This window comes from Micromonospora sp. NPDC023966, from assembly GCF_040639095.1.
In the GTDB taxonomy this organism is placed as follows: Bacteria; Actinomycetota; Actinomycetes; order Mycobacteriales; family Micromonosporaceae; genus Micromonospora.
Window position 1 is genome coordinate 125,391 of the sequence record NZ_JBEZZJ010000013.1, and the last position, 19,653, is coordinate 145,043.

20 protein-coding genes are annotated in these 19,653 nt (G+C 74.3%); 3 read left to right on the forward strand and 17 right to left on the reverse strand.

The annotated features are described in order from the left end of the window. Positions 1-12: 12 nt before the first annotated feature. The 5 genes from recA to AB0F68_RS18925 all read right to left on the reverse strand — a co-directional run bounded on the left by recA (position 13) and on the right by AB0F68_RS18925 (position 4,771). Positions 13-1,059: a recombinase RecA gene (gene recA, locus AB0F68_RS18905; RefSeq protein ID WP_091269420.1), complete on the reverse strand. Its 1,047-nt coding sequence runs from the start codon at positions 1,057-1,059 to the stop codon at positions 13-15. A gap of 184 nt (positions 1,060-1,243) precedes the next feature. Further along, positions 1,244-1,444, reverse strand: a complete 201-nt coding sequence (locus AB0F68_RS18910) for a DUF3046 domain-containing protein (protein ID WP_357339716.1) — start codon at positions 1,442-1,444, stop codon at positions 1,244-1,246. 3 nt (positions 1,445-1,447) lie between these two features. Then, a complete protein-coding gene (locus AB0F68_RS18915) occupies positions 1,448-2,791 on the reverse strand; it encodes an MFS transporter (RefSeq protein WP_357339719.1) in 1,344 nt (447 codons plus the stop codon). Positions 2,792-2,862: 71 nt separating this feature from the next. Next, a complete protein-coding gene (locus AB0F68_RS18920; RefSeq protein ID WP_357339721.1) occupies positions 2,863-4,005 on the reverse strand; it encodes an acyl-CoA dehydrogenase family protein in 1,143 nt (380 codons plus the stop codon). A 49-nt stretch (positions 4,006-4,054) separates the two neighbouring features. Continuing rightward, positions 4,055-4,771 carry a GNAT family N-acetyltransferase gene (locus AB0F68_RS18925; protein WP_357339723.1) on the reverse strand — a complete coding sequence of 239 codons (717 nt, stop codon included), beginning with the start codon at positions 4,769-4,771 and terminating at the stop codon, positions 4,055-4,057. 93 nt (positions 4,772-4,864) lie between these two features. Between AB0F68_RS18925 and AB0F68_RS18930 the strand changes: the two genes are divergently transcribed. Continuing rightward, positions 4,865-5,518 carry a 4a-hydroxytetrahydrobiopterin dehydratase gene (locus AB0F68_RS18930; protein WP_357339725.1) on the forward strand — a complete coding sequence of 218 codons (654 nt, stop codon included), beginning with the start codon at positions 4,865-4,867 and terminating at the stop codon, positions 5,516-5,518. Between the two features lie 6 nt (positions 5,519-5,524). On the opposite strand, the gene AB0F68_RS18935 is transcribed toward AB0F68_RS18930, so the two are convergent. Genes AB0F68_RS18935 through AB0F68_RS18945 form a run of 3 tightly spaced genes read right to left on the reverse strand, consistent with a single transcriptional unit; the run spans position 5,525 to position 7,791 of the window. Next, complete coding sequence (locus tag AB0F68_RS18935; RefSeq protein ID WP_357339727.1) at positions 5,525-6,223, reverse strand: UdgX family uracil-DNA binding protein; 699 nt, start codon at positions 6,221-6,223, stop codon at positions 5,525-5,527. 54 nt (positions 6,224-6,277) lie between these two features. Continuing rightward, on the reverse strand, positions 6,278-6,400 hold the full coding sequence (locus AB0F68_RS18940; protein WP_357339729.1) for a hypothetical protein: 123 nt from the start codon (positions 6,398-6,400) through the stop codon (positions 6,278-6,280). 53 nt (positions 6,401-6,453) lie between these two features. Then, positions 6,454-7,791: an aminotransferase class I/II-fold pyridoxal phosphate-dependent enzyme gene (locus AB0F68_RS18945; protein WP_357339731.1), complete on the reverse strand. Its 1,338-nt coding sequence runs from the start codon at positions 7,789-7,791 to the stop codon at positions 6,454-6,456. A 38-nt stretch (positions 7,792-7,829) separates the two neighbouring features. On the opposite strand from AB0F68_RS18945, the gene AB0F68_RS18950 reads away from it, so the two are divergent. Continuing rightward, positions 7,830-9,077 (forward strand): bifunctional pyridoxamine 5'-phosphate oxidase family protein/GNAT family N-acetyltransferase, encoded by a 1,248-nt coding sequence (locus AB0F68_RS18950; RefSeq protein ID WP_357339734.1) that lies wholly within the window; start codon positions 7,830-7,832, stop codon positions 9,075-9,077. Then, positions 9,074-9,742: a leucine efflux protein LeuE gene (gene leuE, locus AB0F68_RS18955; protein ID WP_357339736.1), complete on the forward strand. Its 669-nt coding sequence runs from the start codon at positions 9,074-9,076 to the stop codon at positions 9,740-9,742. Before AB0F68_RS18950 ends, leuE begins: the two co-directional genes overlap by 4 nt. A gap of 41 nt (positions 9,743-9,783) precedes the next feature. On the opposite strand, the gene AB0F68_RS18960 is transcribed toward leuE, so the two are convergent. From AB0F68_RS18960 to AB0F68_RS19000, 9 genes are all read right to left on the reverse strand, one after another. Then, on the reverse strand, positions 9,784-10,713 hold the full coding sequence (locus AB0F68_RS18960) for a sporulation protein (RefSeq protein WP_357339738.1): 930 nt from the start codon (positions 10,711-10,713) through the stop codon (positions 9,784-9,786). Between the two features lie 119 nt (positions 10,714-10,832). Next, positions 10,833-11,897, reverse strand: coding sequence for a hemolysin family protein (locus AB0F68_RS18965; protein WP_357339740.1), 1,065 nt, complete (start codon positions 11,895-11,897; stop codon positions 10,833-10,835). Then, a complete protein-coding gene (locus tag AB0F68_RS18970; protein ID WP_357339742.1) occupies positions 11,894-13,246 on the reverse strand; it encodes a hemolysin family protein in 1,353 nt (450 codons plus the stop codon). The genes AB0F68_RS18965 and AB0F68_RS18970 overlap by 4 nt, the downstream gene beginning before the upstream one ends. Before the next feature lie 161 nt (positions 13,247-13,407). Beyond that, complete coding sequence (gene mnhG, locus AB0F68_RS18975) at positions 13,408-13,740, reverse strand: monovalent cation/H(+) antiporter subunit G (protein ID WP_357339745.1); 333 nt, start codon at positions 13,738-13,740, stop codon at positions 13,408-13,410. A 34-nt stretch (positions 13,741-13,774) separates the two neighbouring features. Then, positions 13,775-14,038 (reverse strand): monovalent cation/H+ antiporter complex subunit F, encoded by a 264-nt coding sequence (locus AB0F68_RS18980; protein ID WP_357339747.1) that lies wholly within the window; start codon positions 14,036-14,038, stop codon positions 13,775-13,777. Continuing rightward, entirely contained in the window at positions 14,035-14,691 is a 657-nt protein-coding gene (locus AB0F68_RS18985; RefSeq protein WP_357339749.1) for a Na+/H+ antiporter subunit E, read from the reverse strand. The genes AB0F68_RS18980 and AB0F68_RS18985 overlap by 4 nt, the downstream gene beginning before the upstream one ends. Then, positions 14,688-16,193, reverse strand: coding sequence for a Na+/H+ antiporter subunit D (locus tag AB0F68_RS18990; protein WP_357339751.1), 1,506 nt, complete (start codon positions 16,191-16,193; stop codon positions 14,688-14,690). Before AB0F68_RS18990 ends, AB0F68_RS18985 begins: the two co-directional genes overlap by 4 nt. A gap of 55 nt (positions 16,194-16,248) precedes the next feature. Next, positions 16,249-16,731 (reverse strand): Na(+)/H(+) antiporter subunit C, encoded by a 483-nt coding sequence (locus AB0F68_RS18995; protein WP_357339753.1) that lies wholly within the window; start codon positions 16,729-16,731, stop codon positions 16,249-16,251. 55 nt (positions 16,732-16,786) lie between these two features. Then, on the reverse strand, positions 16,787-19,621 hold the full coding sequence (locus AB0F68_RS19000; protein ID WP_357339755.1) for a Na+/H+ antiporter subunit A: 2,835 nt from the start codon (positions 19,619-19,621) through the stop codon (positions 16,787-16,789). Positions 19,622-19,653 lie beyond the last annotated feature (32 nt).

Genomic DNA, 19,653 nt, shown 5'->3' on the forward strand with positions numbered 1-19,653 from the left:
GTCAGCCGGGGATCAGAAGTCGACCGGCGGCAGCTCCGGGCCGCCGGCGGCGTCGCCCGCGCCGGTGCCGACGCCGAGCTTCTCCAGGATCTTCTTCTCGATCTCGGCCGCCACGTCCGGGTTCTCCCGGAGGAACTCGCGGGCCTTCTCCTTGCCCTGGCCGAGCTGGTCACCGTCGTAGGTGTACCAGGCGCCGGACTTGCGGATGATCGCCTGCTCCACGCCGACGTCGATCAGCGAGCCCTCGCGGGAGATGCCCTTGCCGTACATGATGTCGAACTCGGCCTGCTTGAACGGCGCGGCGACCTTGTTCTTCACGACCTTGACCCGGGTGCGGTTACCGACCACGTCGGTGCCGTCCTTGAGGCTCTCGATGCGGCGCACGTCGAGCCGGACCGAGGCGTAGAACTTCAGCGCCCGACCACCGGTGGTGGTCTCCGGGCTGCCGAACATCACGCCGATCTTCTCGCGGAGCTGGTTGATGAAGATCGCCGTGGTGCCGGTGTTGTTGAGCACACCGGTGATCTTCCGGAGCGCCTGGCTCATCAGCCGGGCCTGGAGACCCACGTGGCTGTCGCCCATCTCGCCCTCGATCTCGGCGCGCGGCACCAGGGCCGCGACCGAGTCGATCACGATGATGTCGATCGCGCCGGAGCGGACCAGCATGTCGGCGATCTCCAGCGCCTGCTCGCCGGTGTCCGGCTGGGAGACCAGCAGGGCGTCGGTGTCGACGCCGAGGGCCTTCGCGTATTCCGGGTCGAGCGCGTGCTCGGCGTCGATGAAGGCGGCGATGCCGCCGGCCCGCTGCGCGTTGGCCACCGCGTGCAGGGCCACCGTGGTCTTACCGCTGGACTCGGGACCGTAGATCTCGACGACCCGGCCGCGCGGCAGACCGCCCACGCCGAGCGCCACGTCGAGCGCGATGGAGCTGGTCGGGATGACCGCCGTCTGGACGACGGGCCGCTCCCCCAGCCGCATCACCGAACCCTTGCCGAACTGCTTGTCGATCTGAGCGAGAGCAAGGTCGAGTGCCTTCTCCCGGTCGGGCCCTGCCGCCATCGTTGCCACCCCTGCCTTCGCCGGCGTCTTTCCTGAGCTTCGCGTCACGCGGACACGCTAGGCGCTGGGTCCGACAGAAAACCAGCCGACGGGCCGCGAGCTGTGGACGAGCACCCCGCTGTGGACAATAGCCGAACAGGTGTACGACTCGACAAGCGACACGCGGAACCGGCGAAAAGGCTGCTCAGCGTAGTCGCGCGGGCACCCGGTCGGGATACGCGGCGACGACCGCGCGCCACACCACATGCGTCTCCTCACCCGCCGCGAAGGCCTGCTCGATGGTCCGCCCGCCGAGCTGGGGCAGCACCTGGTCGCTGGCCATGCTGGCCGCGTAGCCCGGCCCGAACGCCTCCTCCAGCCGCGCCCAGAAGTCGGTCAGCCGCACGTGTCACTCCTCCTCGTCGGGCAGGTCGTCCGAAGGACGCCGGAGTCCGTCCGGCTCCGCGACCGGCGCCGGACGCAACGCTAGCGCCACCAGTGGCACCACCGCGATCGCCGACAGCAGGGTCAGCGTCGGATAACCCACGGCCCGCATGACAAACCCGCTCGCCGCCGCCGCGGCCGCCCCGGCCAGCCCCATGACCAGGTCGGAGAGGCCCTGCACGCCGGGCCGGTCGGCGGTGGGCACCGACTCGGACAGCAGGGTGGAGCCGGCCACCATGGTGCCCGACCAGCCCAGCCCGAGCAGGGCCAGACCCACCGAGAGCAGCGGGGTGTGGTGCCCGGCGGTGCCGGCGACCGCGCACGCGGCCAGCAGCAGGGCCACGCCGCCGAGGATCACCGGACGCCGGCCCAGCCGGTCGGTGAGCCAGCCGACCAGCGGGGAGAGCGCGTACATGCCGGCGATGTGCAGGCTGAGCACGATGCCGACCACCCGCAGCACGTCCGCGTCGGCGTGCGACTCGCCGAGGCGTACCGGGGTCATCGACATCACGGCGACCATCACCAGGTGGCCCATGGCCACCGCGGCGATGCCGAGGCGGGCGGCGGGCCGCTCGCGTACCGTGCGCCAGGCCGACCGCATGCCCGCGCGGCGCCGGGCCGTCCCACCCGGCGCCGCGACCGGGTCGGCCGGGGTCTCGGCCGCCGCCAGCCGGCGGGCGGTGAGCAGCGGGTCGGGCCGGAGCAACCCCGCCAGTACGACGGCGGCCAGCACGAACGCGGCGGCGCTGAAGGCGAACGGGCCGGCCAGCGCCGGCAGGCCCCAGCCGCGGGTGGTGGCGTCGGCGAGCGCGGCGAAGTTCGGCGCGGCCACCGCGCCGATGGTGGTGGCCCAGACGACCAGCGAGAGCTGGCGCCCCCGGCGGGCCGGCTCGGCCAGGTCCACGGCCGTGTAGCGGGCCTGGAGGTTGGCCGCGGTCCCGCCGCCGAAGAGCAGCATGCCGACGAAGAGCAGCGGCACCAGGTGCAGCACGGTGGAGACCACCACGAGCACGCCCCCGACGGCCCCGACCAGGTACGCGGTGACCAGCCCCGGCCGCCGACCGCGGGCCGCCATGATCCGGGTGACCGGCACGGCGAGCAGCGCGGCGCCGACCACCCCGGCGCTCTGCGCCACCCCGGCCAGGGCGGTGCCCGCGACCCGGGCGGCCAGCAGCGCGCCGACCGAGATGCCGATGGTGACGCCGATGCCGCCGATGATCTGGGTGAGGAAGAGCAGCCGGACGGTGCGCCGCTGGATCGGGGCGACGTCGAGCCGGCCCGGTGCGGGCGTGGTCAGGTCGGTGGCCATGGCGGATGCTCCTGGGGGTAAGGGGTGACCCATCCTCCCGCACCCGACCGGGTCGCCGGGACCCCGTTCAGCTACAGGCCGAGTCCCCGACCGATGATCTCCTTCATGATCTCGGTGGTGCCGCCGTAGATGGTCTGCACCCGGCTGTCCAGCCAGGCCTTCGCCACCGGGTACTCCAGCATGAAGCCGTAGCCGCCGTGCAGCTGCACGCAGCGGTCGGCCACCTTGTTCTGCAGCTCGGTGGTCCACCACTTGGCCTTCGCCGCGTCGGTCACCGAGAGCCGGCCGGCGTTGTACTCGGCCACGCAGTGGTTGACGAAGGTCCGCGCGATGGTGACCTCGGTGTCCAGCTCGGCCAGGAGAAAGCGGTTGTGCTGGAACCGCCCGATCGGCCGGCCGAACGCCTCCCGCGAACGGGCGTAGTCGAGGGTGAGCGCGAGCAGCTTCTCCGCCGCCGCCACCGCGGCGACCGCGATGCTCAGCCGCTCGCGGGGCAGGTTGGCCATCAGATGGTAGAAGCCGTGGTTCTCGGTGCCGACCAGGTTCTCCGCCGGCACCCGGCAGTCGTCGAAGAACAATTCGGCGGTGTCGTTGGCCTTCAGGCCGACCTTGGCCAGCCGCCGGCCCCGGCCGAAGCCGGGCGTGCCGGTCTCCACCACGATCAGGCTCACCCCGTGCGCGCCCTGGTCGGGGGCGGTCTTGGCGACCACCACCACGAGGTCGGCCAGCTCGCCGTTGGTGATGAACGTCTTCTGCCCGTTGAGCACCCAGCTGTCGCCGTCGCGCACCGCGCTCGTGCGGATGCCGGCCAGGTCGCTGCCCGCGCCCGGCTCGCTCATCGCGATGGCGGTGACCAGGTCGCCGGAGCAGAAGCCCGGCAGCCAGCGCTTGCGCTGGTCGTCGGTGGTCAGCTCGGCCAGGTACGGGGCCACCACGTCGTTGTGCAGCCCGAAGCCCAGCCCGGTGCAGCCGGCCGCGATGATCTCCTCGTCGAGCACCGCGTTGAACCGGAAGTCGCGCTGCCCGCCGCCGCCGTGCTCGGGGTCCACGTCCATGCCGAGCAGCCCGGCTGCGCCCGCCCGGCGCCACACCTCCCGGTCGACGATCCCGTCGGCCTCCCAGCGCTCGTGGTGCGGCACGGCCTCCCGGGCGAGGAACTGACGGCACAGGTCCCGGAACTCTTCGTGGACGGGCTCGTAGAGATGCTGCTCCATGGCGGCCAGTGTGGCACCGCCCCCCCCGCTGCCCAGGGGCGAACCCTGCTCAGCTCCACCAGGTGGCGTCGGTGACCGGGACGAAGCCGAGCGAGTCGTAGAGCGGGCGGCCGGCGCGCGCCGCGGTGAGCGTCATCGGCACCTCACCGAGCCGGCCGAGGACGCCGTGCAGCAGGTTCCGCCCCACGCCCCGGGAGCGGTGCTCGGGCAGGCTGGTCATCCAGTACAGGCCGACGCCCTCGTCCCGCACGGTCAGGCAGGCGCCAGCCGCCGCGCCGCCCGAGTGGATCAGGAAGAACCCCACCTCGGGCCGGTCCAGCAGGGCGGCCGGGAACGCCTCGCCGGGACGGCGCGGTTGCAGTGGCTCCAGGGGGAAGCCGCGCACCACGACGTCCTCGGCCACGTCGAGCTGGTCGGGGCGCTCGACCGGGGTGACCGGCAGGGACGGGTCGGGCACCGGCGCCGGGCGCCGGACCAGCACCGGCAGACTGCGCGGGGTGAGGCCGAGGTCGGTGAGATCCACGGAGGCGTACTGGTCCTCGACGGTGACCGGGCCGACCCGCCGGCGGACCAGGTCGGCCAGCGCGGCCCGGTCGTCGGGGGCCGGGTCCGGGGTGCGCAGCAGGATCCGCAGCCCGGTGCGTCGGCCGCCGGTCACCGCGAGGAAGCCGGGCCGGCGCAGCAGCGCGTGGCCCCGGGCCTCGGCGAGGGCGGTCCAGAGCGCGGCGGCGTTGCGCACGGACCGGTCAAGATCAGCGGCGGTCATGCCGCGACGCTACGGCCCGGGCCGCCCGCCGCGCAGGTCCATTCCGCCGCCGTCGCACTGGTCCAAAGCCCCGGAGTACGCCAGCATGGCGGGATGAGCACGCTGACCGGGAAGCAGATCGCCGACGCCGCCCTGGACGGGTGGACCTACCTGCTCGGCGCCCTGCACACCCGCATCCGTACGCCGAACTTCGCCGCCGGACTGTCGCTGGTGGACGCCATCGGCGCCGAGGCCGAACGGCGGGACCACCATCCCGACCTGGACCTGCGCTACACCCACGTCGACGTGCGACTCTGGTCGCACGACGCGCGCGGCGTCACCGACCGCGACGTCCGGCTGGCCCGGGCCATCTCGGCGCTCGCCGCCGAGGCCGGCCTGTCCCCGGCGCACGCCGGCGTCGCCCGGCTCGAACTCGCCCTGGACAGCCCGGATTTCGCCGCCGTGCTGCCGTTCTGGCGGGCGGTGCTGGCCGTGGAGCACCTGGCCGGGCCCGGGTTCGGCGACGAGATGCGCGATCCGGCCGGCGCGCTGCCCACCGTGTGGTTCCAGGAGTCCGGCCGCGACGAGCCCCGCCAGCGCTGGCACCCGGACGTGTGGGTGGACCCGGCGGAGGTGGGGCCGCGGATTCAGGCGGCGCTGGCCGCCGGCGGGACGCTGGTCAGTGACGAGGCGGCGCCGCACTTCTGGGTGCTCGCCGACTCCGACGGCAACCGGGTCTGCCTCTGCACCTGGCAGGGGCGCGACTGACCCGCCTCAGCGCAGCGCGCGGCCGGCCACCTTCAGGTCCTTGACCAGCCCCTCGTACGCGACGTCGTGGTTGTCGGCGCGGAGCACCGCGGAGGGGTGGATGGTGGCCAGCAGCCGGGCCTCCGGGGCGTCGGCGACCTTGCCGGCGTTGTCCACCGGGACCCGGGCGAAGTCCTCCGGGTGCTGCGCGGCGGCCGGCCACGGCAGCAGCTCGCCGCGCTGCTTGGTCACCCGGAACGTCGGGCCGAGCAGCGCCTTGGCGGCGGTGGCGCCGAGCACCACCACGATCTCCGGGTGGAGCCGGGCGAACTCGGCCACCAGCCAGGGCCGGCACGCGGTGATGTGCACCCGGTCCGGCGTCTGGTGGATCCGCCGCTTGCCGCGCAGCTCGAAGCGGAAGTGCTTGACGGCGTTGGTGAGGTAGATGTGGCCGGGGTCGATGCCGGCGTCGTCCACCGCCTTGCGCAGCAGCCGGCCGGCCGGGCCGACGAACGGCAGCCCCTTCTGGTCCTCCATGTCGCCGGGCTGCTCCCCGACGAAGACCACCCGGGCGCTCTCGTCGCCCCGGCCGAACACGGTCTGCGAGGCGTCCCGGTAGAGCTCGCAGCCCCGGCAGCCGACCGCGGCGGCGCGCAGCTCGTCGATGGTGTCCGCCTGCGGCGGGATGAACTTCTGGGCTCCGGGGGCGCTCTCGGTCTCGGCCATGCCAGCTTTATATACCGGTTTCGACACCGACGCCGGATGCGCCCGGGACCCGGGTCAGTATCCGGAGCCGCCGCCGCCACCGCCGCGCGAGGCCAGCGCGATCGCGATGATCACCAGGATGATCACCACCACCGCCACGCCGATCCAGAGACCGGTCCGGGACTTGTTCGAAGCCATGCCACCCACCTCCGGGCCGCGGTTACCCGCCGGCGGCCGGGACATGCGGCGGTTCAGGTGGTGAAGCCGGCCGGCGCCGGCCGGACCGCCCGGGCCGCCGCGTCGGCGAGCGGGCCGAGGTCGGCCTCGTCGAGCGAACTCACGGTGATCCGCACGCCGGGCGCGGCGGCGATCCGGTTCAGCGCGCCGGGGGCCACCGACCAGCCGGCGTCCCGCAGGGCGGTGACCGCGACCGTCTCGTCCGGCACCGGCACCCAGACGTTGATCCCGGTCCGCCCGTGGGCGGCCAGGCCCCGCGCCGCCAGGGCGTCGACCAGCCCGTCGCGCCGCCGCTCGTAGCTCTCCGCCGCGCCGCGTACCAGGTCAGCGGTGGCCGGGTCGCGCCAGAGCGCCAGGACCAGGCGTTGCAGCACGGTGGAGACCCAGCCGGCGCCGACCCGGGCCCGGCCGGCCACCCGGGCCACGGTGGCCTCGTCGCCGGCGAGCACCGCGAGCCGCAGGTCCGGGCCGTAGGGCTTGCTCACCGACCGGACGAAGGCCCACGCCGGGGTCGCCCCGGCGAGCGGGTGCAGGGGTACGCGGGCCAGCTCGGCGGCGTGGTCGTCCTCGATCAGCAGCAGGTCGGACCGGCCGGCGAGGAGCGTACGCAGCTCGGCGGCCCGGTCGGCGGAGACCGCGGCGCCGGTGGGGTTCTGGGCCCGGCTGGTCACGATCAGCGCGCGGGCGCCGGCGGCCAGCGCGGCCCGGACGCCCGGCGCGGTGGGGCCCTCGTCGTCCACCGGCACCCCGATGGCGCGCAGCCCGAGCGCGGCGAGCAGGTCGAGCAGGTTGGCCCAGCCGGGGTCCTCGACGGCGACCGCGTCGCCGGGGCGCAGGTGGGCGGCGAGCAGGCGTTCGATGCCGTCGAGCGCGCCACCGGTCACGGTGATCTCGTCGGCCGGCACCCCGTCGGCGGCGAGCCTGTCCCGGGCGGCGGCGGCCAGTTCGGGCAGGACGGCGGCCGCCGCGTACCCGCCGGGCACGCCGAGCTGGGCGGCGAGTTCGGCGAGGTGCGGACCGAGCGGCGGCAGCAGGCGGCCGTCGGGCTCACCGGCGGAGAGGTTGCGCGTGCCGGGCAGCGGCCGGGGCATCAGCGCGGACCGGCGGGTGGCCACCGGCGGGCGGGGACGCACCCTGGTGCCGTGCCGGCCGGCGGTGGCCACCAGACCACGCTGCCGCAGCTCCTGGTACGCCTTCGCGACGGTGGCCGGGCTGACGCCCAGCTCGGCGGCGAGGGCGCGGACCGCGGGCAGGGCGTCACCCGGGGCGAGGTCGCCGGCCCGGATGCCGGTTTCCACGCACGCCGAAATCGCCGCCGACGAGGAACCGCTGATCTGATAACGTGCTGCCACAGTTTGGCTATTGTACTAGAACAAAGGTGGGATGTCGCATGTACCCCCCGACCGAACGGACCACCGCCACCCGCATGCGGGGCCGGATGAGCTACGACGAGGCCGCCGCGCACGCCGTCCTGGACGAGGCGTACCACTGCACGCTCGGGTTCACCGTGGACGGCGAGCCGCGACTGCTGCCCACCCTGCACGTCCGCGTCGGCGACACCCTCTACCTGCACGGCTCCACCGGCAGCCGGCCGCTGCTCGCCGCCCGCGACGACGCCGGGCTGCCCATCTGCGTCGCGGTGACCCACCTCGACGGGCTGGTCTTCGCCCGTTCGCAGTTCAACCACAGCGCCAACTACCGGTCCGTGGTCGCCCACGGCACCGCCCGCCTGGTCACCGACGAGCGGGAGAAGCTCGCCGTGCTGACGGCGTTGGTCGAGAAGGTGGCCGCCGGCCGCAGCACCGACAGCCGGCCGCCGAGCCGCCGGGAGCTGGCCGAGACGGCCGTGCTGGCGCTGCCGCTTCGCGAGGTGTCGGTCCGCGCTCGGGCCGCCGGGGTCAACGACGAGCCGGCCGACCACGAGCTGCCGTACTGGGCCGGGGTCGTGCCGCTGCGGGTGACCAGGGGACTGCCCGAGCCGGACGCCGGAGTGACCGCGCCGGTGCCGGCGTACCTGCGGCCGGCCCCGTCACCCTGGCTGGAGCCGGTGGTGCTGCGCGGCGAGCACGTCGTGCTGGAGCCGCTCGACCAGTCCCACGCCGAGGAGTTGTACGCCGCCCTCGACGACGAGGAGGTCTGGCGATACGTCGGCACGCCGCGCCCGGCCGGCGTCGAGGAGATGGCGGACTACGTCCGGGCCTCGCTCGACGCCCACCGGCGCGGGGTGCGGATGCCCTGGGTGCAGCGCTGCGCGGTGACCGGCGCGGTGGTCGGCACCACCTCCTACTACCAGCCCGACCCCGAGCTGCGGACCGTCGAGATCGGCTACACCCAGCTCGGCCGGCCCTGGTGGCGCACCGGGATCAACACCGAGGCGAAGCTGCTGCTGCTCACCCGGGCGTTCGAGGAACTGGACGCGATCCGGGTCACCTGGCAGACCAGCTCCCTCAACGAGCGCTCGCAGCGAGCCATCGAACGGCTCGGCGCGGTCCGGGAGGGGACGCTGCGGTCCAACCGCCGGCGCGCCGACGGCACCTGGCGGGAGTCCGCGCTCTACTCGATGCTCGCGGAGGAGTGGCCAAACGCACAGGTCAGGCTGCGGGAACGGCTTCGCCCCGCGGTGCCCGCGGCGTCATGATGACCGGCGTGCTGGGGATCACCGACATCTGGACGTACGTGCTGGGCACCGTGGCGATCGTGCTGCTGCCCGGGCCGAACTCGCTCTTCGTGCTCTCCACGGCGGCCCGCCGTGGGGTGGCGGCCGGTTACCGGGCCGCCGGAGGCGTGTTCGTCGGCGACTCGGTGCTGATGATCCTCTCCGCCGCCGGGGTGGCGTCGCTGCTCAAGGCGTACCCGGCGCTCTTCCTGGTGGTCAAGTACACCGGCGCCGCGTACCTCGCGTGGTTGGGGCTGGGCATGCTGCGCGGCGCCTGGCGGCGCTGGCGCGACCGCAACGACCCCGCGACGCCGCGGCTCATCGACGCCGCGGAGCCGGCGGCCGTGCGCGACCCGTTCCGGCGGGCGCTGGTGATCAGCCTGCTCAACCCGAAGGCGATCCTCTTTTTCATCTCCTTCTTCATCCAGTTCGTCGACCCCGGCTACGCCTGGCCTGCGCTGTCGTTCCTGCTGCTCGGGCTGATCGCGCAGGTGACCAGCGCGCTCTACCTGACCGCGCTGATCCTCACCGGCACCTTCCTGGCCGCCCAGTTCCACCGCCGGCGGCGGCTCGCCGCCACCGGCACCACGGCCATCGCCGTGCTGTTCCTCGGCTTCAGCCTGAAGCTGGCCACCGCCTCGGTCTGACCCGTCGCCTTCTCACTGCCTCGGGGTGGCGGCGGCCAGCGTCAGGTGCCGTCGCCACCGCCACCACCGCCACCGACGCCCGCGCCCCCGGCGGTGCCGCCGAGGCCGTAGCCGGGCGCGACCGGCTCGTCGGGGTGGCGGCTGACGTGCGCGGATTCGCTGATCCTGGCGGACCAGTCGGCGTGCGCGGCGGCCGCGGCGTGCCGGTCGATGGCGTGCCGCAGCCAGCCGTCCACCGTGGCGACCCAGTCCCGCCGGTCCGCTCCCGCGTGCCAGGCTCGGAACCGGCTGATGCTCTGGTGGGTGATCCCGGCCAGGGAGAGCCGGCGGTCCATCCAGAGCAGCACCTCCAGCCCCGCCGCGTTGGTCACGAAGATCACCTCCAGCTCGGTGATCGGGCCGGCGTAGAGCGGGGCGACCCAGTAACCCAACCGCTGGTGGAACGGCAGCCCCTGCTCCACGCCGGGCAGCCGCCCGTGCTGGAGCCCGGCCTGCCGCATCACGAAACCCAGGGTTTCCAGCGCGGCGAGGACGTGCTGCTGAGTGGGGATCGGATGGACGAAGACCGGCACCATGGCGCCCTGGTCCAGGTCCGGGTCGACCGACACCTCGGTACGCAGCCCGGTGCGCAGGCTCATCAGCGGCACCCCGCCGAAGATGGTCACCGGCGTCTCCCAGGGCAGCGGGATCGCGAAGTCCACCGCCCGCCGCCGCTCCGCCGGCACCACGAACCGGCCGGCGATCGGCACCTGGTGGTACTGCACCAGCCGGCGGGGTGACTCCGGATCCTCCGGCTCGACCTGGGCGACGAGCCCGAGCCGGATGTGCCGGACGGCGACGTCGGTGCCGCCGGCCGCGAGGGTGACGCGGCCGGGGAGGCGCAGGCCGGGGCGGGTGCTCGGGTTGGGCAACGTGGTGCTCACCGACAGCCCGGTCCACACGGACTCCGACGACACCCCGGTCAACCGCATGCGGCGGGCATTCCCGCTGCCCGCGGCGGCATGCGCCGGCCGTGGCGGGTCCGCCCGGATCCGGGTGCGTCCGTTGTTGCCGGAGCGACAACAGACGCACCCGAAGAGAGGCCAGCGCGTCAGCGCAGGCGGCGGCCGCGCGGCACCGGGTCGGTCTCGTCGTCGAACTCGCCGATGACCTCCTCGAGGAGGTCCTCCAGCGCCACGAAGCCGATCGGCCGGGTCGGGCCGCCGCCGTTGCGGACCAGCGCCAGCTGGGCCTGGCGGCCGCGCATGGCGGCCACCGCCTCGGTGACCGACGCCTCGCCGGGCAGGGTGAACGCCGGGGTCATCAGCTCCTCGGCGGTCGCCGGCCGGCCGGTGGTGACCGCGCGGACCGCCTCGCGGACGTGGACGAGGCCGCAGACCTCGCCGCCGGCGTCGACCACGGCCAGCCGGGACCGGCCGCTGTCGCGGGAGACGTGCTCGATCCGGTCGGCGGTGTCGTTCCGGCGTACCGTGACGATCCGGTCGAACGGCTCCATCACCTGCGCCACGGTGGTGCCCTGCAGCTCCAGCATGCTGGTCAGCATCTGGTGCTGCTCGGCGCCGAGCAGCCCGTGTTCGCGGGACTGCTCCAGCAGGATGCGCAGCTCGTCCGGGCCGTGTGCCTGGGCGAGCTGATCCTGCTGGCGGACGCCGACCAGCCGCAGCACGGCGTTGGCCAGCGCGTTGAGCGCGGAGAGCACCGGGCGGGCGACCCGGGCGAAGGCCCGGAACGGCAGCGCCAGCAGCATGGCCGAACGTTCCGCGTCGGTGATCGCCCAGGACTTCGGCGCCATCTCGCCGACCACCAGGTGCAGGAAGGTCACCAGGGCCAGGGCGAAGAGCAGCCCGACCAGGTGGCTGACCGCGTCGGGCAGCCCGACCGTGTGCAGCAGCGGGCTCAGCAGGTGCTCGAGGGCCGGCTCGGCCAGCGCGCCGAGCCCCAGGGTGCACAGGGTGATGCCGAGCTGGGCACCGGCCAGCATGAGGCTCAGCTCGCGGACGCCGTCCAGCGCCGCGCGGGCCGCCCGGCCGCCGCCGACGGCCATCTGTTCCAGGCGGTACCGCTTCGCCGCGACCAGCGCGAACTCGGCCGCCACGAAGAAGCCGTTCAGCGCCAGGAGCACCGCGGAGAAGAAGAGCGCGAACCCCGGGCTCATGCCGCCTCCTCCCGGTGCACGCCGGCCGTCGTCCGGAGCCGGACGGAGTCCGCCACGTGCCGGTCCACGGCGAGCACCTCGACCAGAGCGCGCGGCTCGTCCGGCTCGTCGCCGTCGACGGCCAGGGCGATCTCCAGCCGGTCGCCGACCTCCGGCACCCGGCCCAGCTCCCGCATGACCAGGCCGGAGAGGGTGTCGTACTCGGGGGCCTCGGGCAGCGCGATGCCGGTGCTGTCGGCGACCTCGTCGATCCGCCAGCGGGCGGGCACCACCCAGGAGCCGTCATCCTGCCGGGCCGGGGCCCGCTCCGGCGGGTCGTCCTCGTCGCGGATCGGCCCGACCAACTCCTCGGCGATGTCCTCCAGCGTGATCACGCCGGCGAAGCCGCCGTACTCGTCGACCACGCAGGCGAGCTGGCGGTGCCCGACCCGGAGCCGGTCCAGCACCGTCGGCAGCGGCAGTGTCTCCGGCACCAGCAACGGGGGTACGGCGACCGCGGCGACCCGGGTGGTCGCCCGCTCGGCCGGCGGCACCCCGAGCACGTCGGCGATGCCGACCACGCCGACCAGGTCGTCGACGCCCTCGGCGCCGCGCACCGGGAACCGGGAGTGGCCGGTGTCGAGCAGCTCGACGACCCGGCTGACCGGCTCGTCGGCCCGTACGGTGTGCACGTCGACCCGGGGAACCATGGCCTCCCCGGCCGTGAGCTCCCGGAAGTCGAGCCCCCGGTCCAGCAGGTCGGACATCGCGGCGTCGAGGCGCCCCTCCTCCCGGGACTCGGCGATGATCTGCTCCAGGTCCTCCGGGGTGGCGCCGCTGGGCAGCTCCTCGATCGGTTCGATGCCGGCCCGGCGGAGCAGCCGCACGGCGGCCCGGTCGAAGAGGGTGATCACCGGTCCGAAGATCCGCAGGTACATGAGGGTGGACCCGGCCAGCGCCCGGGCGAGCGGCTCGGCGCGGACGATGGCCAGGTTCTTCGGGGCCAGCTCACCGAGGACCATCTGCACCACGGTGGCGATGAGCAGGGCGAGCGCCACCGACAGCGGCAGGGCCACCCCGCTGGAGACGCCGGCGAGGCCGAGCAGGTCGGCCAGCCCGGCGCCCAGGTACGGCTCGGCGGCGTAACCGACCAGCAGGGCGGTCACGGTGATGCCGAGCTGGGCGCCGGAGAGCATGAACGAGAGCCGGCCGGTCACCTCGAGGGCCCGGGCGGCGGCCTGGTCGCCACCGTCGGCGAGCTGCTTGAGCTTGCCCCGGTCCACGGCGACGTAACCGAACTCCTGGGCCACGAAGTAACCGGTGGCGGCGGTGAGCACGATGATGAGAACAAGGCCGACGAGGATCAGCACGGGAGGTTCAGGGCTCCCGGGGCCGTCGGGTCCAGAGATTGCCGGGCACGACCCGGCTGGCTACTGCTGCCCTCCTGGGCAGAGGAGTCGATCATGTGGCCATTTTATCGGGGGCGGCTGGACGTTCGCTGAGGGTGCCGGAAGCCTCCCCGCTGTCCGGTTCACCGCCCGGCCAGCTCGTCGGCGTCCAGCAGTTTCCGGTCGATCCGCCCCGAGCGGTAGGCGGACCGCCCGATCATCTGCGCGGCGACCGGCGCGGTGGCCAGCTGGAAGACCGCCACCAGCGCGATCATGCCCAGGTCCGACACCGTACGCAGGCGCAGCGCCAGGCCGGCCAGGAGTAGCAGCACCCCGAGCACCTGCGGCTTGGTGGCGGCGTGCATCCGGCCCAGCACGTCCGGGAAGCGCAGCACGCCGATCCCGGCGACCAGGCTGAGCAGCGCCCCGCCCAGCAGGCAGGCGCCGCCGAGCCAGTCGGCGACGGTCCCGATCATGGGGTGCCGCCCGTCGTTCGCGGGCGCCGGGCGCTCATGTTTCCTCCCGGACGGCGAAGCGGACCAGGGACACCGAGCCGACGAAGCCGAGCAGGGAGAGCACCACCAGCACGGGCAGCGTGGTGGCGTGCCCGTTGACCGCCGCCTCCGCGCCCACCGCGCCGAGCATGGTGGAGAGCAGCAGGTCGGCGGCGACGACCCGGTCGAGCAGGGACGGGCCGCGGTAGATCCGGGCCAGGGCGAGCAGCGCGGTGACCGAGAGCAGCACGGTCAGCGCGACGGCGAGGAGCGCGGTCACGGGTGGTTCCTCCGATCGACGGGTTCGGGACTGAGCCGGCGTACCTCCGCGGCGGAGCCGACGGCGCGGACGATGCGCCGTTCGACGGCGAGGACCCGCTCCCGGCTGCCGGTCAGATCCTCCGGGCCGCGGACGTCGAGGACGTGCACGTAGAGCACCCCCCGGTCGCGGTCCACCTCGAGGATCAGGGTCCCCGGCACCAGGGAGATCACCTCGGCGGTGAGGGCCAGGTTGAGGTCGGTGCGGACCCGCAGCGGCACCGCGATGATCGCGCCGCGCGGGCGGTAGCCGGGGCGCAGCGCGACGGCGGCGACGTGCAGGCTGGCGCTGACCAGCTCGCCGACGAAGGTGACCGCGAGGACCAGCAGCGGGCCGGGGCGCAGCCGCCCGCCGAAGGTGACCGGCGGGAGCGGGAAGAAGAGCAGCACGGCCGCGCCGATCACCAGGCCGGCGAGCAGGTTGCCCCAGGACAGGTCACCCCAGAGCAGCAGCCAGATGGCGACCAGCCAGCCCAGCGCCACGGCCTGGTCGCGCCGCCGCCCGCCCCGGCCCACGGCGGGCGGGAGGGCTTCGGGCGCCAGGTGGGCGGCCGACGGGTCGCCGGTCGGCTCCCCGTCGCCGGCCGCCCGGCCCGGGGGCAGGTCGTCGGTCACGGCACGTCCACCGGCAGGACCGAACGGATGTACGGGGTGCGCTGGCGCAGGTCGGTGGCGGCGTCCGTGGTGACCCGGAACAGCGGCCCGGCGGCCAGGGTGAGCACCAGGCCGAGCAGCACCAGGGCGGCGGTGGCCCCGACCATCAGCCCGGGCAGCCGTACGGCCGGGCCGGCGGTGGCCAGCCGGGGCGCCCGCCAGAACGCGATGTTCCACACCCGGGAGGCGGCGTAGAGGGTGAGCAGGCTTGTCAGGGCGCCCGCCCCGACCAGCACGGCGGGCAGTGTCCCGCCGGCCGCCACCCCGGCCTGGAGCAGGCCGAGCTTGCCGAGGAAACCGGAGAACGGCGGAATGCCGGCCAGGTTCATGGCCGGGACGAAGAAGAGCACGGCGAGCAGCGGGGCGATCCGGGCCAGCCCGCCGAGCCGGCGCAGGTCGGTGCTGCCGGCGCGCTCCTCGACCAGGCCGGCGACCAGGAAGAGGGTGGTCTGGATGGTGATGTGGTGCACCACGTAGAAGATCGCCCCGGCCAGGCCGGCGATGCTGCTCAACGCCACCCCGAAGATCATGTAGCCGATGTGGCTGACCAGGGTGAACGAGAAGAGCCGCTTCATGTCGGACTGGGCCGCCGCGCCGAGGATGCCGACCACCATGGTCAGGCCGGCCACCACCATGAGCAGGCCGGAGACCTGGCCGCCGGGGAAGAGCAGGGTCTCGGTGCGGATGATCGCGTACACGCCGACCTTGGTGAGCAGGCCGGCGAAGACCGCGGTGACCGGGGCGGGCGCGGTCGGGTAGCTGTCCGGCAGCCAGGCGGAGACCGGGAACACCGCGGCCTTGATGCCGAAGGCCAGCAGCAGGGTGAGCTGCAACGCCAGGCGTACGCCGGACGGCAGGGCGTCCAGGCGGCCGGCGAGCTGCGCCATGTTGACGGTGCCGGTGGCCGCGTACACCAGCCCCATCGCGGCCAGGAAGATCATCGACGACAGGATGCTGACCACCACGTACGTCGAGCCGGTGCGGATCCGGGTCTCGGTGCCGCCCAGGGTGATCAGCACGAAGCTCGCGGCCAGCAGGATCTCGAAGCCGACGAAGAGGTTGAACAGGTCCCCGGCGAGGAACGCGTTGGTCACGCCAGCGGTGAGCACCAGGTAGGTGGGGTGGTAGATGCTCACCGGCGCGGTCTCGCCGGTCTCCCCCCGCCCCTGGCCGATCGAGTAGAGCAGCACGCAGAGGGTGACCGCCGAGGAGACCACCAGCATCAGCGCGGCCAACTGGTCGGCGACCAGCACGATGCCGACCGGCGCCGGCCAGCCGCCCACCCGGACCACCACCGGCCCGTGCCGGTACGCCTCGACCAGCAGCACCACCGCCACCACCAGGGTGGTGGTCAGTCCGATCAGGCTGACCGAGCGCTGCAACCCGGGCCGGTTGGCCAGGATCAGGGTGAGCGCCGCGCCGAGCAGCGGCACCACCACCGGCAGCGGCACCAGGCCGGTCATGCGCCCGTCCCCGTTCCCGACCGCGGGGCTCGCGGCACCGGCGCACTCCTCGCGCTCACCGCTGCTCCCCCCGCCGGCGCAGGCGGCGCAGCGCCGGTTCCGGGTCCACCTGCTCCGGGTCGTTGTCCGGCCCCTCGCCGCCGAGGTCCGCGGTGGCCACCTCGTTGCGTTCGGCGAGCCGGACGATCTGCCGGTCCTCCAGGTCGTCCTGCACCTCGTCGTCGCCGGTGAGATACCAGCTCCGGTAGGCGACCGCGAGCAGGAACGCGGTCAGCCCGAACGTGATCACCACGGCGGTGAGCACCATGGCCTGCGGCAGCGCGTCGCTCATCGCCGCGGGCGGCGCGGTGCCCACCAGCGGCGCGGCCCCGGACCGGCCGCCGAGCAGGATCAGCAGGTTCACCCCGTTGCCGAGCAGGATGACGCCGAGCAGGATCCGGGTCAGGCTGCGCTCCAGCAGCAGGATGACCCCGGTGGCGACGAGCACCCCGACGGCGATCACCAGCACCAGGGTCGGCCCGGCCGCGCCCCGGGTCACCGCGGCACCTCCGGTCGCGACCGCGGGGCTCGCCGGACCGGCCCGCTCCTCGCGCTCACGGACCCTCCCCCTCGCGCTGGACGGCGAGCCCGCGGGCCGGTTCGCCGGCCGCCTCGACGTGCCGGTCCACCTCCGCGCCGAGGCTGCGCAGGATGTCCAGCACCAGCCCGACCACGATCAGATAGACGCCGATGTCGAAGAAGAGCGACGTGACCAGGTAGAAGTGGCCGACCAGCGGCAGCCAGAGGTTGACCTTCACGCTCTCCAGCACCTGGCCGGTGAGGAGCAGCCCGAGCACGCCGCCGCCGACCGAGACGGCCAGTCCGGCGCCGAGCACCATGCCCGCACCGACCGGCGCCGCCTCGGCCAGCTCGTACCGGCCGCCGGCCAGGTAGCGGACGGTCAGCGCGAGGCCGGCGACCAGGCCGCCCGAGAAGCCGCCGCCCGGGGCGTTGTGCCCGGAGAAGAGGAGGAACAGCGAGAAGAGCAGCACGGTGTGGAAGATCAGCCGGGTGACCACCTCGAAGACGAGCGAGCGGCGGCGCTCGTGCAGGGTGGCCCCGCCGCGCAGCCACACCGTCCGCGGGTCGCGGCGTGACGGGACCGGGCCGGGGCGGCGCGGCCGGGGCCCGGTGCGGGACCGCTCGAAGATCAGGCTGGCCACCCCGGTCGCGGCCACCACCAGCACCGAGATCTCCCCCATGGTGTCCCAGGCCCGGATGTCGACCAGGGTCACGTTGACCACGTTGCGGCCGTAGCCCTGCGCCACGGCGAGGTCGGGGAAGGCCGCCGAGATCGACGGGGTACGCCGGGCGCCCGCCGCGGCCAGCGCCAGGCCGGCCATGACCAGGCCCGCAGCCACCCCGATGCCGCGGCGTACCCAGCGGCTGCGGCGCAGCGGACGGGCCGAGAAGCGTTCCGGCAGCCGGCGCAGCACCAGCACGAAGACCGCGATGGTGACGGTCTCCACCAGGAACTGGGTGAGCGCCAGGTCGGGCGCGCCGTAGAGGACGAACATCATCGCAGTGCCGTAGCCGGTGACGCCGACCAGCAGCATGGCGGTGAGCCGGCGCCGGGCACCCACCGCGAGCAGTGCAGCCACCGCGATCACCACGCAGACCACCAGCTGGGTCGGGTTGTCCCAGACGGCGATCTCGGTGCGCCAGGGCCGGGTGGCCAGCATCGCGCTGCCCGGCACCAGCACCAGGACGACCAGCACGGTGCCGAGATACTGCGGCAGGGCGCCGCGCTGGGTGGCGCCGGTGACCTCGATGGCGAACCGATCGAACCAGTGGGTGACCCACTCGTACCCCTGGTTGCCGCCGACCGGCGCGCGCAGCCGGGTCAGCGCGGGGGCGAGCGGGCCGCGGACCAGGTGGAGCACCACCCCGCCGGCGATCACCACGGCGGAGAGGCCGAGCGCCGCGGTCGGTCCGTGCCAGAGCGCCAGTTTCTCCTCGACCCGGCCGAACAGCTCGGCGTACGGGCGGAGCAGGCCGCCCAGCCAGCCGGCGGCCGGGCCGGCGGCGAGCCCGGCGACGGCGAGCAGGGCCGGGGGTACGAGCATCGCGGCGGGCGGCCGCTCCACGTCGGTGGCCGGGACGCCCGGCCGGGAGGCGAACGCGCCCCAGAGGAACCGGATGCTGTACGCGACGGTCAGCGCGCTCCCCACGACCAGCACGGCGAGCACCACCGGCTGCCCGGTGAACGCGCCCAGCACCGCCTCCTTTGCCACGAAGCCGAACAGCGGCGGCACCCCCGCCATCGAGGCGGCGGCCAGCGCGGCGACCGTGGCGAGCACCGGCGCGCTCCGGCCCACCCCGGACAGGTCGCGCAGGTCCCGGCTGCCGGCGCTGTGGTCGAGGATGCCGACGACGAGGAAGAGCGCCGCCTTGAACAGCGCGTGCGCCAGCAGCATGGCGACGCCGGCGAGGGCCGCCTTCGGGGTGCCCGCGCCGAGCACCACGGTGAGCAGGCCGAGCTGGCTGACCGTCCCGTACGCCAGCAGCAGCTTGAGGTCGGTCTGCCGCAGCGCCGCCCAGCCCCCGGCGACCAGGGTGACCAGCCCGGCGACCACGGTGACCGGCCGCCACGGTCCGGCCGGCGCGAGCGCCGGTCCGAGCAGCCCGACGAGGAAGATCCCGGCCTTCACCATGGCCGCCGCGTGCAGGTAGGCGCTGACCGGGGTGGGTGCCGCCATCGCCACCGGCAGCCAGGAGTTGAACGGGAAGACCGCGGACTTGGCGAGGGCGCCGGTGAGGACGAGCAGCACCGCGACCACCAGGTAACCGCCGCCGGGCAGCGGCGCGGCGGTGACGACGGACCAGCGGTAGCTCCCGACGTGGTGGCCGAGCAGCAGGAAGCCGACCAGCATGGCCAGCCCGCCGAGGGTGGTGACGGTCAGCGCCTGGGCGGCCGCCCACCGGCTGGACCGCCGCTCGGTGCTGTGCCCGATCAGCAGATAGGAGAAGACCGTGGTCAGCTCCCAGAAGACGTAGAGCAGCAGCAGGTCGTCGGAGACCACCAGGCCGACCATCGCCCCGGCGAAGGCGACCATGACGGCCGCGAACCGGGCCAGGCCCGCCGAGCCGGCGTGGAAGTAGCGGGCGGAGTAGACCAGCACCAGCGCGCCGACGCCGCCGACCAGCAGCAGCATCAGCCAGGACAGGGTGGTGACCCGCAGCGCCACGTCCAGCTGGAGCTCCGCCACCCACGGGTACGTCTCGACCACCGCCCCGCCGGCGCCGACCGCGCCGGTGTGGGCCACCGCCCAGCCGAAGGTGGCGGCCGGGGCGAGCGCGAGCAGCAGACAGGCGCGGGAGCCGTACCGGTGGACCAGCAGCGGGGCGGACAGGGCCGCCACCAGGTGCAGGATCAGCAGGACGAGCACGCGCACTCCCGGTCGAGGTGACAGCGTGCCGG